Annotated in this window: 13 protein-coding genes; 11 read left to right on the top strand and 2 right to left on the bottom strand. The window is 70.9% G+C overall.

Features of this window, described 5'->3' with window-relative positions; all coding sequences use genetic code 11:
- The first annotated feature begins 171 nt into the window (after nt 1-171).
- The 3 genes from ACZ39I_RS00895 to ACZ39I_RS00885 are packed head-to-tail and all read left to right on the top strand — an operon-like array spanning nt 172 to nt 2779.
- Nucleotides 172-705, top strand: a complete 534-nt coding sequence (locus ACZ39I_RS00895) for a PadR family transcriptional regulator (RefSeq protein WP_352384029.1) — start codon at nt 172-174, stop codon at nt 703-705.
- Entirely contained in the window at nt 702-1388 is a 687-nt protein-coding gene (locus tag ACZ39I_RS00890; protein WP_467241473.1) for an ABC transporter ATP-binding protein, read from the top strand. The genes ACZ39I_RS00895 and ACZ39I_RS00890 overlap by 4 nt, the downstream gene beginning before the upstream one ends.
- The gene (locus tag ACZ39I_RS00885) at nt 1385-2779 is read left to right on the top strand and encodes an ABC transporter permease (RefSeq protein ID WP_467241471.1); all 1395 of its coding nucleotides are present in this window, start codon (nt 1385-1387) and stop codon (nt 2777-2779) included. The genes ACZ39I_RS00890 and ACZ39I_RS00885 overlap by 4 nt, the downstream gene beginning before the upstream one ends.
- A gap of 86 nt (nt 2780-2865) precedes the next feature.
- On the opposite strand, the gene ACZ39I_RS00880 is transcribed toward ACZ39I_RS00885, so the two are convergent.
- Nucleotides 2866-3402 carry an HNH endonuclease gene (locus ACZ39I_RS00880; protein WP_266514508.1) on the bottom strand — a complete coding sequence of 179 codons (537 nt, stop codon included), beginning with the start codon at nt 3400-3402 and terminating at the stop codon, nt 2866-2868.
- A 282-nt stretch (nt 3403-3684) separates the two neighbouring features.
- Between ACZ39I_RS00880 and ACZ39I_RS00875 the strand changes: the two genes are divergently transcribed.
- From ACZ39I_RS00875 to ACZ39I_RS00840, 8 genes are all read left to right on the top strand, one after another.
- Nucleotides 3685-4788: a mechanosensitive ion channel family protein gene (locus ACZ39I_RS00875; protein WP_467241468.1), complete on the top strand. Its 1104-nt coding sequence runs from the start codon at nt 3685-3687 to the stop codon at nt 4786-4788.
- A 169-nt stretch (nt 4789-4957) separates the two neighbouring features.
- Nucleotides 4958-5797, top strand: a complete 840-nt coding sequence (locus tag ACZ39I_RS00870; protein ID WP_467241467.1) for a hypothetical protein — start codon at nt 4958-4960, stop codon at nt 5795-5797.
- Between the two features lie 182 nt (nt 5798-5979).
- Nucleotides 5980-7173 (top strand): ROK family transcriptional regulator, encoded by a 1194-nt coding sequence (locus ACZ39I_RS00865; RefSeq protein ID WP_393599929.1) that lies wholly within the window; start codon nt 5980-5982, stop codon nt 7171-7173.
- A 45-nt stretch (nt 7174-7218) separates the two neighbouring features.
- On the top strand, nt 7219-8562 hold the full coding sequence (locus ACZ39I_RS00860) for an ABC transporter substrate-binding protein (RefSeq protein WP_467241465.1): 1344 nt from the start codon (nt 7219-7221) through the stop codon (nt 8560-8562).
- Nucleotides 8563-8564: 2 nt separating this feature from the next.
- Complete coding sequence (locus ACZ39I_RS00855) at nt 8565-9506, top strand: carbohydrate ABC transporter permease (RefSeq protein ID WP_451471201.1); 942 nt, start codon at nt 8565-8567, stop codon at nt 9504-9506.
- A 2-nt stretch (nt 9507-9508) separates the two neighbouring features.
- A complete protein-coding gene (locus tag ACZ39I_RS00850) occupies nt 9509-10402 on the top strand; it encodes a carbohydrate ABC transporter permease (RefSeq protein ID WP_467241463.1) in 894 nt (297 codons plus the stop codon).
- A gap of 89 nt (nt 10403-10491) precedes the next feature.
- Nucleotides 10492-11757, top strand: coding sequence for a 6-phospho-beta-glucosidase (locus ACZ39I_RS00845; protein ID WP_467241461.1), 1266 nt, complete (start codon nt 10492-10494; stop codon nt 11755-11757).
- Nucleotides 11748-12719 (top strand): N-acetylglucosamine kinase, encoded by a 972-nt coding sequence (locus ACZ39I_RS00840; protein WP_467241459.1) that lies wholly within the window; start codon nt 11748-11750, stop codon nt 12717-12719. The genes ACZ39I_RS00845 and ACZ39I_RS00840 overlap by 10 nt, the downstream gene beginning before the upstream one ends.
- On the opposite strand, the gene ACZ39I_RS00835 is transcribed toward ACZ39I_RS00840, so the two are convergent.
- A complete protein-coding gene (locus ACZ39I_RS00835) occupies nt 12707-13300 on the bottom strand; it encodes an AAA family ATPase (protein WP_467241457.1) in 594 nt (197 codons plus the stop codon). The genes ACZ39I_RS00840 and ACZ39I_RS00835 overlap by 13 nt on opposite strands.
- Nucleotides 13301-13475 lie beyond the last annotated feature (175 nt).

The raw sequence follows: 13475 nt of genomic DNA, 5'->3' as shown, positions 1-13475 counted from the left end.
GACGACGGGGTTACCGCAGCCCTACCCACAGGACGCGACGACAGACGTATCGAAGGGGGGAACGTGCTCTTCGTCATGTTCCGTGGCTCCGTGGTTCCCGTCCAGCGGTCACAGTCGATCAGCACCGATCACTATTCACTCAGTACATGTACTTGGTGCATACTGATCGCCATGAGCATCCGCCACATCCTGCTGGGGCTGCTCGCCGGAGGGCCGAGCCATGGCTACGACCTCAAGCGACGCCACGACGACCGTTTCCCCGAGGCCCGTCCGCTGGCCTACGGGCAGGTCTACACGACCCTCCAGCGCCTGGTCCGCGACGGTCTCGCCGAGATCGACGGCACGGACTCCGACGGCGGTCCGGAGCGCACCAAATACCGCTCGACCGAGGCGGGCGCGCGTGAACTGGCCGAGTGGGCCGGGCAGATCGCCCCGCCCGCGCCCTTCGTGACCAACGAGATCTTCGCCAAGGTCGTCGTCTCGATCCTGTCCGGCGGCGACCCGGACGCCTATCTCCGGGCCCAGCGCGCCGCCCACATGGCGCGGATGCGGGAGCTCACGGCGGTCAAGACCGCTCAGGGCGCCGACCTCGCGACCGTGCTCTCGGCGGACTACGCCCTCAACCACCTCGACGCCGACCTCCGCTGGATGACCACCACGGCGGCCCGGCTGACCACTTTGACCGCGGAGGTCGACTCAGCATGAGCAACCCAGAGCCGCTGCTCGCGGCCCGCGACCTCGCCAAGGCGTACGGCAGGTCCGAGGCCCTGCGCGGCGCCTCGGTCGAGCTGGACGCCGGTGAGATCCTCGCCGTCACCGGCACCAGCGGCAGCGGGAAGTCGACGCTGCTGCACTGCCTGGCCGGGATCGTGCGGCCGGACGCCGGTTCGGTGTCCTACGGCGGTGAGCGCCTCGACGAGCTGCCCGAGAAGCGGCTGAGCGAGCTGCGCCGTACGGAGTTCGGGGTGGTCTTCCAGTTCGGGCAGCTGATCCCCGAGCTGACAGCGCTCGACAACGTGGCGCTGCCGCTGCTGCTCGCGGGCGTCTCCCGCGCCGACGCCCACACGCGGGCCGGTGAGTGGCTGGAGCGGTTCGGAGTGCGCGGCCAGGCCCCGCTGCGGCCCGGGGAGATGAGCGGCGGGCAGGCCCAGCGGACCGCGCTGGCCCGCGCCCTGATCACCGGACCGAAGGTCGTCTTCGCGGACGAGCCGACCGGCGCGCTGGACTCCCTGGCCAGCGAGCAGGTCATGACCGCCCTGGCCCGCACGGCCCGCGAGTCCGGCACGGCGGTCCTGCTGATCACCCATGACGCCCAGGTGGCGGCGTACGCGGACCGCGAGGTGCGGATGGCCGACGGGGCCGTGGCCCCGGCGGGGGTGATGGCATGACGACCGATCTCGGGGCACGTACCGGCGGCTCCCTGGCCGCCGACCTCCGCATGGCCTGGCTGCTCACCCGCGGTTCCGACCGGCGGGAGTGGTGGCGGGTGGGGCTGACGGCCGTCGGGGCGGCGCTCGCGGCCGGCATCGTGATGTCCGTCGTCGCGCTGAACTCGCTGGACGGGTACCACTCCGTGTCCTTCGGCTCCGGGCTGCTCAACTCTGCAAGCGACCGGCGCAACGTCGGACTCGTGCTGCTGATGCTGCTCGTCCCGGTGCTGGGGTTCCTCGGGCAGTGCGCGCGGATCGGCGCGGTGCACCGGGACCGGCGACTGGCCGCGCTGCGGCTGGCGGGCGCCGGGGCGTGGCAGGTACGGCGGATCGCGGCGCTGGAGTCGGGGCCGGCCTGTCTGGCGGGCTCGGTTGCGGCCACCGCCGTGTTCGTACCGCTGCTGCTGCACCTGTGGGAGCGGCCCGGCGCCCTGGCCTGGGCCGGTGTCGTCCTGGTCCCGGTGACGGTACCGCTGCTGGGCACGGCCGTGAGCATGCTGGCGCTGCGTCGGGTGGTGGCCTCCCCGCTGGGCTGGGTGCGACGGGCGCGGCCGGTGTGGGGTCCGGGGCGGGTGCTGCGCGTGGTGATCGGGCTGCTCGGGGTCGCAGCGCTGTTCGTCGGTGTGTCGTCGTTCCTCGGTGGGCCCGTCGAGGTCGCGCTCGGGCCGCCGGCGCTGTTCGCCGTCGTCCTGGTCGTCGGGGCCGCGACGGTGTCCCTGGCCGGTACGGCGGCCCGGCGGCTGGGCGGGGCCCTGGCCGCCCGCGCGCAGAGCCCGGCGGTGCTGATCGCGGCGGAACGGCTGCGGGACGACCCCTGGGCGGCGGCCCGCACCCATGCCTCGGTGCTGCTGGTGACGGTCGTCGGCGCGGGGTTCGTGGGCGTACGGCAGGTGCTGCTCTCGACCCTGCACACCATGCGCCGCGAGGGCACGCCGGCGACGGACCTGAGCTATTACACGACCGGCATCGACCTGACGGCGGCCGCGATCCTCGTCGCCCTCGCGCTGACCGTGACGGGGCTGGCCGTGGGCACCGTCGAGTCCCTCGCCACCCGTCGCCGGGGCCTGGGGGCCCAGGTCGCCGCCGGGGTGCCGTACCGGGTGCTGGCCAGGGCGCTGCTCCTGGAGACCGCTCTGCCGCTGGCTCCCGCGGTGGCCGTGGCGGGCGTGGGCGGTACGGCGATCGGCGTCTGGTACGCCTCGCTGGCCTCGCAGGACACGGTGACCGGACTGCCGTACACCGCGCTCCTGGTCCCGCTCGGGGTCTACGCGGCCTGTCTCCTGGCCGCCGCCACCTCGCTGCCCCTGCTGCGCCGCTCACTGCGCCCGGCGGAGCTCAGGTACACCTGAGCAGCTGATCTTCCGGTCCCGGAGGTACGGGGGGCCTCCGGGACCGGAACGAGCCGCGTGCGGCAACACAAAGGCCCGGATCGTCGTCAGGCAGAGATGCCGTCGATCCGGGCCATGGCGGCCTCCGCGCCGTACGGTTGCAAGTACGGCAGCCAGCGTGGGTCCCTGTGCCCGGTGCCGATGATGCGCCAGGCCAGACCGGTGGGCGGGGCGGGTTTGTGGCGCAGCCGCCAGCCGATTTCGAACAGGTGTCGGTCGGCCTTCACGTGGTTGCAGCGCCGGCAGGACGCCACCACGTTGTCCCAGACGTGCTTGCCCCCGCGGCTGCGCGGGATGACGTGGTCGACGCTGGTTGCGACGCCACCGCAGTACATGCACCGGCCTCCGTCGCGGGCGAAGAGCGCTCTGCGGGTGAGAGGAACGGGCCCCCGATAGGGAACCCGCACGAATCGCTTGAGCCGGACCACGCTGGGTGCGGGGACTGTGACGGTCGCGCTGTGCATGAAGGCGCCGGATTCCTCGAGGGAGACCGCTTTGTTCTCCAGGACGAGGACGAGCGCGCGGCGGAGCGGTACGACGCCGAGGGGCTCGTACGACGCGTTGAGTACCAGGACATGCGGCACGGATGCCTCCTTGGGCGTCGGCGGCGCGTGGCTCGCGCCGGGACGAACTGCAGTCAGTCTCCCCTCTCGCCCGGGAGAAACGCCACCATGTCCCGGTAACGGGCTGGGAGTGTTTTCGACCACACCATTCTTCATCCCCAGGTGAGAGCCGTCTCTCCCCTCGGCATTGCAACGATCCACACACGATGCACCGTTAGTGTGGTGAGCCTGCTTTACCGGTGACCATTTCGTGACCTTGACCGCCGTACCGGAAGGCAGACGCAGCACCTGGAGGTACCTGCCGTGTCCTTGTCCGCCGTCCTACTGGCCGCGAGTCCGTCGCCGTCGCCGTCCCCCTCGGACACCTCGACGCCGGCCGTGCCGAGTCTCCAGGACGCCCAGGAGAGCGCGACGAACGCCGCGAGCTGGGTCGAGCAGAACTGGTCGACCTGGCTGGCGATCGGTCTGCGGGTCCTGCTGATCCTGGTGATCGCCGCGGTGCTGAGAATGTTCGTGCGGCGGGCCATCACCAAGCTGATCGACCGGATGAACCGCACCGCGCAGGCGGTCGACGGCACGGCGATCGGCGGTCTGCTCGTCAACAACGAGCGCCGCCGGCAGCGCTCGCAGGCCATCGGGTCGGTGCTGCGCTCGGTGGCGAGCTTCATCATCATGGGCACCGCCGCCCTGATGGTCCTGGGCGCCTTCGAGATCAACCTGGCCCCGCTGCTCGCGTCGGCCGGTGTCGCGGGTGTCGCGATCGGTTTCGGCGCCCGCAACCTCGTCACGGACTTCCTCTCCGGTGTCTTCATGATCCTGGAGGACCAGTACGGCGTCGGCGACACCATCGACGCGGGGGTGGCCTCCGGCGAGGTCATCGAGGTCGGCCTGAGGGTGACCAAGCTGCGCGGCGACAGCGGCGAGATCTGGTACGTCCGCAACGGCGAGGTCAAGCGCATCGGCAACCTCTCCCAGGGCTGGGCGACGGCCGGCGTGGACGTGATCGTGCGGGCCTCCGAGGACCTGGACAAGGTCAAGCGGGTGCTGGGCGAGGTCGCCGAGAAGATGAGCAAGGAGGAGCCCTGGAACGAGCTCCTGTGGAGCCCGATCGAGGTCCTCGGCCTGGACAGCGTCCTGCTGGACTCCATGATCGTGCGGGTCTCCGCCAAGACCATGCCCGGCAAGTCCCTCACCGTCGAGCGTGAGCTGCGCTGGCGCATCAAGCGCGCCTTCGACGCGGCGGACATCCGCATCGTCGGCGGCGCCGCCGTCGTCACCGACGAGGAGGCTGCCGACCCGACCGCGGCGGTCGCGGCCCCGTCGGTCTTCTCCAACTCCGATTCCCCGCAGGCCGCGGCGGCCTCCCCGCTCGTGTCGACACCGGCGCAGCGTCCGGCGGCGAAGTAACGGTCGGCGGTACGGCGGTCAAGCGGTGCGGCGGTGGTGAACTCTCACCTTCTTCACGTGAACCCCACGTCCCGGCCACGAATGTGATCGTCTAGGGTCACCCCCACAGCGGGCCCTTGTTCTGGAGCGCAATGCCGCCCAGGGGCCCGCTTCGAATGTGGGGAAACGCATGAGAAAGCTCGCCATAGGCATCGCCGCGTCCGGCGCCCTGGCACTGACCGGTCTGGTCGCGCCCGTCGCGTCCGCGGACACCTCGCCCGACCTGGTCTTCTCCGCCGTCACGGTCAACAACGGCAAGGCGGTCACCGTCGGCACCACCGCCGCCGTGAAGGTGCCGGTGACGTACACCCTCACCCGCCCCTCCGACCTGACGATCGACTACAAGACCACCTTCGCGGGCGTCCTGCTCTACCGGGGCACGCTCAGCAGGATGTCGAACGAGGTCGAGCCCGAGGACGTCCCCACCTGCACGACGACCGCGACGACGGACACCACCGTCACCGAGTCGTGCAAGGAGATCGTGGTGATCGCCCCCGAGGACACCCTGTACTCGGCCTCGGACGCCACCACCTGGAAGGCGGCCGGCCTCTACAGCACGATGGACCAGGACAACGACGGTTCCGACGGCCACGTCCACCTCGGCTACGACTTCGACGCCTGGGGTCCCCTCGGCAGCGGCGTCCAGGTCAAGCGCGCGGCGAAGCTCACCGCCGACGCGGCGCCCGAGCCGGTGAAGAAGGGCGGGACCGTCACGGTCACCGGCAAGCTGACCCGGGCCGACTGGGAGGCCGGGAGGTACACGGGTTACACCTCCCAGAAGGCGACCCTCCAGTTCCGCGCCAAGGGCACCACCAGCTACACCACCGTCAAGACGGTGACCTCCGGGACCGGCGGCGCCCTGAGGACGACGACGAAGGCCACCAAGGACGGCTACTACCGCTACGTCTTCGCGGGTACGGCCACCACCGGCTCGGCGAAGGCCCCCGGCGACTTCATCGACGTCCGGTAGACGCTTTCCCCCGCCCCTCGACCGCCCCCGCAGGTAACGACTCCGTTTCCTGCGGGGGCGGTTTGCCGTTCCCCCCTTGACGGACAGGTGGTCCAGACCTAAGTTCCGGTGCATCCGATAGGAAACCTTCCTAACAGTCGCCGGCCAGTAAAGTCGTCCGGCAGTCACGGAGAGGGGCACCCATGGCAGGCACACCACGCACGCTGCGCGCCATGAACGACCGTGCCGCGCTCGACCTCCTGCTGGAGCACGGCCCCCTCTCCCGTACGCGGATCGGCAAGCTCACCGGCCTGTCCAAGCCGACCGCGTCCCAGCTCCTGGCCCGCCTGGAGGCGTCGGGCCTCGTCCTCGCCACCGGTACCACCGAGGGCAGGCCGGGCCCCAACGCCCAGCTGTACGAGGTCGACCCGACCGCCGCGTACGCCGCCGGGCTCGACGTCACCCCCGAGCGCGTCCTCGCCGCAGTCGCCGACATCACCGGCCGCACGGTGGGCTCCTACGAACTGCCCACGCCGGGACGCCGGCCCGCCCAGCCCGTCGTACAACAGGTCACCGACGCCCTCGACGGCGCGGTGAAGGCGGCGGGACTGGCCCGGGGCGACGTCCACCGGCTCGTCATCGGCACTCCGGGCGCCTTCGACCCGGGCACGGGCCGGCTGCGCTACGCCTCCCACCTCCCCGGCTGGCACAGCCCGACCCTCCTCGACGAACTCGCCGCCGCGCTGCCGATGCCGGTCGAGTACGAGAACGACGTCAACCTCGTCGCCGTGGCCGAGCAACGGCTCGGGGCGGCCCGCGGACACGAGGACTTCGTACTGCTGTGGAACGAGGGCGGCCTCGGTGCCGCCCTGGTCCTCGGCGGACGGCTGCACCGCGGCTGGACCGGCGGTGCGGGGGAGGTAGGTTTCCTGCCGGTTCCCGGAGCACCGCTGGTGCGGCAGGTGACCAAGGCCAACAGTGGCGGCTACCAGGAGCTCGCGGGCTCCCAGGCCATCCCGGCCCTCGCCCGCGAGCTCGGCATGACGGACATCCCCTCGGGGCCGTACGCCGAGGCCGCCGCCGCCCTCGTCGAGCGCGCCGCCACCGAGGACACCGTCCTGGGCCGGCTGCTCCTGGAGACCTACGCCACCCGGCTGGCCACCGGTCTCGCCTCCCTCGTCTCCGTCCTCGACCCCGAACTCGTCGTCCTCAGCGGTGCCTCGCTCACCGCCGGCGGCGACACCCTGCGCGCCCTCGTCCAGGCCGAGCTGGAGGAACTGGCAGCCTCCCGGCCCCGACTGGTCGTCGGCGACGTCCGCGAACACCCCGTGCTGCGCGGCGCGCTGGAGAGCGCGCTCGCGGCCACCCGCGACGAGGTCTTCGACACCTCGCGCTGAGCCTCCGACCTCACCGTCCCTTCCCGTCCCCTGGGAGACCCCGTCATGCGCACACCCATACCCTCGTCCGCCCGAAAAGCGGCCTTTGCCCTGACCGTGTCCGCCGTGCTCGTCACCACCGCCTGTACCGGCCAGTCCTCCTCCGGCGCCGACGACGACGCCTCGAAGGAGACGACCATCAACTTCTGGCACGCCTGGAGCGCGGACTCCGAGGTGGCGGGAGTGAAGGCGCTGGTCGCCGGTTTCGAGAAGGCGCACCCCAACATCCACGTCAACGTCGTCGGCAACATGACCGACGACAAGATCAACCAGGCGCTGCGCACGGGCGGCGGCAAGGCCCCGGACGTCATCTCCTCGTTCACCACGAACAACGTGGGCAAGTTCTGCTCCTCGGGGGCGCTGGTCGATCTCAACCCGTTCTTCAAGAAGTCGTCGATCGACCCGGACATGACCTTCCCGGCCGCGATGAACCAGTACACGCAGTTCGACGGCGACCGCTGTGCCGCGCCGCTCCTCGGTGACGCGTACGGGCTCTACTACAACAAGACGGCGTTCGAGAAGGCGGGCATCACCGCGCCGCCCAGGACGTGGACCGAGTTCGAGGCCGACGCCAAGAAGCTGACGATCGCCCAGGGCGACTCGTACAAGCAGCTCGGTTTCATGCCGGACTACCACGGCTGGGAGACGACGACCGAGCACTACATGGGCCAGTTCTCGCCCACCTACTTCGACAAGTCGGGCAAGTCCACGGTCGCCACCGACCCGGCCGTCGCCGCCGCCTTCACCCTCCAGAAGAAGCTCGTCGACGAGCTCGGCGGCTACCGGAAGCTGGAGAAGTACCGCGCGGGACTCGGCGACGAGTGGGGCCCCAAGCACCCCTTCCAGACCGGCCAGGTCGCCATGCAGCTCGACGGTGAGTGGCGGCTCGGCATGGCCGTGGACGCCAAACCCGGCTTCGACATCGGCGTCGCCCCGCTGCCCGTACCCGACGACCGGGCGGACCAGTACGGCAAGGGGTACATCACCGGCACCATCGCAGGCATCGCCGCCAACAGCACCAAGCAGAACGCGGCCTGGGAGTTCCTGAAGTACATCACCACGGACACGGACGCGGTGGTCGGCTTCTCCAACGCCATCCACAACGTGCCCTCGACACTCGCGGCCCTGAAGTCCCCGAAGCTGAAGTACGACCCGCGCTTCAAGACCTTCCTCGACATCGCCGCGAACCCGAACTCCACTACCGCCCCGTCCTCGATCAACGGCGGCGTGTACCTCACCACCATCCAGGAACTCGGCTACGCCTACGAGAGCGGCAAGGTCACGGACCTCGACAAGGGCCTCGCCGACGCGGCCAAGCAGATCGACACGGACATCGCGCAGGCGAAGTAGCGATGAGCACCGTCACTCTGGCGTCGAAGCGCCGCCGGTCGGCGCTTCGGACCCTCGCCTTCATGTCGCCCTGGTTGATCGGCTTCACGGTCTTCTTCGCCTACCCGCTGCTGTCGACGGTCTACTTCTCGTTCATGCACTACGACGGCTTCAAGCCGCCGACCTGGAGCGGGACGAAGAACTGGACCTACGTCTTCGAGCACTACCCCTTCTTCTGGCCGGCCCTGCGCAACACCCTGTGGCTGGTCGTGGTGATGGTGTCCCTCCGGGTCGTCTTCGGCCTCGGTGTCGGTCTGCTCATCACGAAGATCAAGACGGGGACGGGGGTCTTCCGGACGCTCTTCTACCTGCCGTACCTGGCCCCGCCGGTGGCCGCCACGATGGCCTTCGCGTTCCTCCTCAACCCCGGTACCGGACCGGTCAACTCGATCCTGGAGAAGGTCGGCATCCCGGCCCCCGGCTGGTTCAACGACCCCACCTGGTCGAAGCCGGCGCTCACCCTGCTCGCCCTGTGGGGCATCGGCGACCTGATGGTCATCTTCATGGCCGCGCTGCTCGACGTGCCGACAGAGCAGTACGAGGCGGCCGAGCTGGACGGGGCGTCCGCCTGGCAGCGGTTCCGGTTCGTCACCCTTCCCAACATCTCGCCGATCGTGATGTTCGCCGTCGTCACCGGCGTGATCCAGACCATGCAGTACTACACACAGCCACTCATCGCCGGGAAGGTCGCCTCGGGCGTGATCCAGGGCGCGGGCACCCAGTTCGAGCCCGGCTACCCGGACAAGTCCACGCTGACCCTCCCCCAGCTCGTCTACAACCTCGGCTTCCAGCGCTTCGACTACGGCTCCGCGTGTGTCGTCGCCCTCGTCCTCTTCGCCCTGTCGATGGTGTTCACCGCGTTCCTGATGCGGCGCCGGGGCGGTCTCATCCAGGCAGGTGACTGACCATGACCCAAGTACTGGACCGGCCGGTGGAGTTGAAGACCCCGGCCTCGCCCGCCGAACGCACCGCCCGCCGCAAGGCACTCCTCGAATGGGTGGCGATCCACTCCCTCGGCCTCGCCGCCGCCCTCTTCTTCACGCTGCCCTTCGTGTTCGTGTTCCTGACCTCGCTGATGAGCGACACCCAGGCCCTCAGCCGCGATCTGATCCCGCACACCTGGGAGTGGGGCAACTACCGGCGGGTCTTCGACACCCCGGGTTTCCTGACCTGGTGGCGCAACACGCTGATCTACGCGGGACTGGGAACAGTCCTTACGGTCGTGTCGTCGATCCCGGTGGCGTACGCGCTCGCCAAGTTCCGCTTCCGGGGCCGCAATCTCTCCCTGATGCTGGTCATCTCGATGATGATGCTGCCGCCCCAGGTCGTCATCATCCCGATGTACCTCTTCTGGGCGAAGCAGCTCGGACTGTCGGGCACCCTGTGGCCGCTGATCATCCCGATGGCGTTCGGGGACGCGTTCTCGATCTTCCTGCTCCGGCAGTTCCTGATGACGATCCCGAACGAGTACGTGGACGCGGCCAAGGTCGACGGCTGCGGTGATCTGCGCACCCTGCTGAAGGTCGTCGTCCCCATGGCGAAGCCCGGCATCGCGGCCGTGGCCCTGTTCCAGTTCTTCTACGCCTGGAACGACTACTTCGGCCCGCAGATCTACGCCTCGGAGAACCAGAACGCCTGGACGCTCAGTTACGGCCTGGAGTCCTTCAAGGGCATGCACCACACCGACTGGAACCTCACCATGGCCGCGACCGTGCTGGTCATGGCCCCCGTGATCCTCGTGTTCTTCTTCGCGCAGAAGGCGTTCGTCGAGGGCGTCACGCTGACCGGAGTGAAGGGTTAACCACGCATGCTGCGTCACCCCGGGGGCCGACCCCCGGACCCCCGGCCGACCGACACCGTCCCCGGCATCCGGAAGCGAGGGAACCTCCAGTGAAACTCACCGTGGTCGGCGGAGGCTCGACCTACACCCCCGAACTCGTCGACGGCTTCGCCCGCCTGCGCGACACCCTGCCCGTCGAGGAACTCGTCCTCGTCGACCCGGCCGCCGAGCGCCTGGAGCTGGTCGGCGGTCTCGCCCGGCGCATCTTCGCCAAGCAGGGGCACGACGGCCGTATCGTCACCACGTCCGACCTGGACGCGGGCGTGGACGGCGCCGACGCGGTGCTCCTGCAGCTGCGCGTGGGCGGCCAGGCGGCTCGGCAACAGGACGAGACGTGGCCCCTGGAGTGCGGCTGCGTCGGCCAGGAGACGACCGGCGCGGGCGGCCTCGCCAAGGCGCTGCGCACGGTCCCGGTGGTCCTCGACATCGCCGAACGGGTCCGCCGGGCCAACCCGGACGCCTGGATCATCGACTTCACCAACCCGGTCGGAATCGTCACCCGCGCCCTGCTCCAGGCCGGGCACAAGGCGGTCGGGCTGTGCAACGTGGCCATCGGCTTCCAGCGGAAGTTCGCCGGGCTGCTCGGCGTGACGCCTGCCGACCTCCACCTCGACCACGTGGGCCTCAACCACCTCACCTGGGAGACAGGTGTACGGCTGGGCGGTCCCGAGGGCGAGGACGTCCTGCCCAAGCTGCTCGCCGAGCACGGCGACACGATCGCCGGCGACCTGCACCTGCCGCGCCCGCTCCTCGACCGGCTCGGCGTGGTCCCGTCGTACTACCTGCGGTACTTCTACGCGCACGACGAGGTCGTGCGGGAACTGGGCAGCAAGCCGTCCCGGGCCGCCGAAGTGGCGGCGATGGAGAGCGAGTTGCTGCGGATGTACGGCGACCCGGCCCTGGACGAGAAGCCGGAGCTGCTCGCCAGGCGCGGCGGGGCCTACTACTCGGAGGCGGCGGTGGACCTCGCCGCCGGGCTGCTCGGCGGGGGCGGCAGCCCCTACCAGGTGGTCAACACCCTCAACCGGGGCACGCTGCCCTTCCTGCCCGCCGACGCGGTGATCGAGGTGCAGGCGGCGGTGGGCCCGAACGGTCCGACCCCGCTGGCGGTGCCGGCCGTGGACCCGCTGTTCGCGGGGCTGATGGCGCACGTGACGGCGTACGAGGACCTGGCACTGGCGGCGGCTCTGCGGGGCGGCCGGGACCGGGTCTTCAAGGCGCTGCTCGCGCACCCCCTCGTCGGCCAGTACGCGTACGCCGAGGGCCTCACCGACCGACTGATCGCACACAACCGGGAGCATCTCGCGTGGGCCTGACCGCATGTGTCCTCGCCGTCGACGCGGGCAACAGCAAGACCGACGTCGCGGTCGTGGCGGCCGACGGCAGCGTCCTCGCCACGGCCCGCGGCGGCGGGTTCCGGCCGCCGGTGGTGGGCGTCGAGGCGGCGGTGGACGCCGTCGCCGACGCGGCCGGGCGGGCCTTCGCAGCCGCCGGGGTGAGTTCGGTGGAGCACGTCTCGGCGTGTCTCGCCAACGCCGACTTCCCGGTGGAGGAGCGGCAGTTGGCCGCGGCGCTGCGCACGCGCGCGTGGGGCCCGGACGTGGAGGTCCGCAACGACACCTTCGCGATCCTGCGGGCCGGGGTCACCGAACCGCGCGGGGTCGCCGTGGTGTGCGGCGCGGGCATCAACTGCGTCGGCATGCGGCCCGACGGCCGTACCGCCCGCTTCCCCGCGCTGGGCCGGATCTCCGGCGACTGGGGCGGCGGCTGGGGCCTCGCGGAGGAGGCTCTGTGGCACGCGGCCCGCGCGGAGGACGGGCGGGGTGCCGACACCGAGCTCGCGCGCGTGCTGCCCGCTCACTTCGGGCTGCCGTCGATGTACGCCCTCATCGAGGCCCTGCACCTGGAGGAGATCGCCACGGCCCGCCGTCACGAACTGACGCCGGTGCTGTTCGCCACGGCCGCCGCCGGCGACCCGGTGGCCCGCTCGCTCGTCGACCGCCTGGCCGACGAGGTGGTGTCCATGGCGACGGTGGCCCTGACCCGTCTCGACCTTCTCGACGAGGAGACCCCGGTCCTGCTCGGCGGCAGCGTCCTGGCCGCCCGGCACCCCCAGCTGGACGACGGCGTACGGGAACTGCTGGCGGCCCGGGCCCCGAAGGCGGTGCCCCGGGTGGTGACCGCGAGTCCGGTCCTGGGCGCCGCGCTGCTCGGCCTGGACCGGGCGGGGGCGTCCCCGGAGGCGCAGACGAGGGTGCGGGCATTCTACGAGGCCTGAGCGAGCACCGCGTCGGCCACGTCGGGGACGGACATGCCGTCTCCGACGTGGACGCGGGGCAGCCCCAGCCGGTCGACCGCCGCCACCACGAGCTCCTGGAAACGCAGGCTGCGGGCCAGGAACGCGTCCATCAGCGCGCGTTCCGCCTCCGACGCGTGGTCGTAGCGCCCGCCCGCCCGGATCCGGGCGCGTACGACGTCCTCGCCGGCGGTGAGCCACACGGCGGCCGTGCCCGGGACGTCCAGCGCGGCGACCCGCTCGGGCCACAGGGCGGAACCCTCCAGGACCAGGCCGGGCCCCGCGCCGGCGTGCGTCCGGACCACCTCCTCGACGCGGGGCCAGAGCCGCTCGTAGTGGGCGAGGACCGAGGCGATCAACTCGTCGACGCCGAGCGTCGCGTAGTGCTCGGCCACGTGCGGCGGCACCTCCCGCTCCGGCGTGCGCCAGGGCCGCCCCGGGTGTCTCGCCAGCAGGTCGGTCGAGCGATGCCCGAAGCCGAGCCGCCCGGCGACCGCCCCGGCGACCGTGGACTTGCCGGTATGGGACGTTCCGCCGATCATCACCACACGTACCCCGCGCACGACGGTGACCTTACGCGCCCCTTGGGGGGAACCGAACCGATTCCGGCGGCGTATTGATGGGCAAGGGGTGGTGCGGAACGCGGCGCGGCGGCAGGCAGTCCGCTGCGATCCGATCAAGATCGAGTGAAGCCCGGTGCGGATGTCGGTCCCGGCAGCGATACTTGCGGCGAGGGAT

Source organism: Streptomyces sp. NPDC024687, assembly GCF_055559055.1.
This window is presented reverse-complemented; position numbering and strand designations above follow the sequence as displayed.

Coding starts and splice junctions, on each gene's coding strand:
- ACZ39I_RS00860 (WP_467241465.1), top strand. CDS start 7,219: ATGCGCACACCCATACCCTCGTCCGCCCGAAAAGCGGCCTTTGCCCTG.
- ACZ39I_RS00865 (WP_393599929.1), top strand. CDS start 5,980: ATGGCAGGCACACCACGCACGCTGCGCGCCATGAACGACCGTGCCGCG.
- ACZ39I_RS00870 (WP_467241467.1), top strand. CDS start 4,958: ATGAGAAAGCTCGCCATAGGCATCGCCGCGTCCGGCGCCCTGGCACTG.
- ACZ39I_RS00895 (WP_352384029.1), top strand. CDS start 172: ATGAGCATCCGCCACATCCTGCTGGGGCTGCTCGCCGGAGGGCCGAGC.
- ACZ39I_RS00855 (WP_451471201.1), top strand. CDS start 8,565: ATGAGCACCGTCACTCTGGCGTCGAAGCGCCGCCGGTCGGCGCTTCGG.
- ACZ39I_RS00890 (WP_467241473.1), top strand. CDS start 702: ATGAGCAACCCAGAGCCGCTGCTCGCGGCCCGCGACCTCGCCAAGGCG.
- ACZ39I_RS00850 (WP_467241463.1), top strand. CDS start 9,509: ATGACCCAAGTACTGGACCGGCCGGTGGAGTTGAAGACCCCGGCCTCG.
- ACZ39I_RS00885 (WP_467241471.1), top strand. CDS start 1,385: ATGACGACCGATCTCGGGGCACGTACCGGCGGCTCCCTGGCCGCCGAC.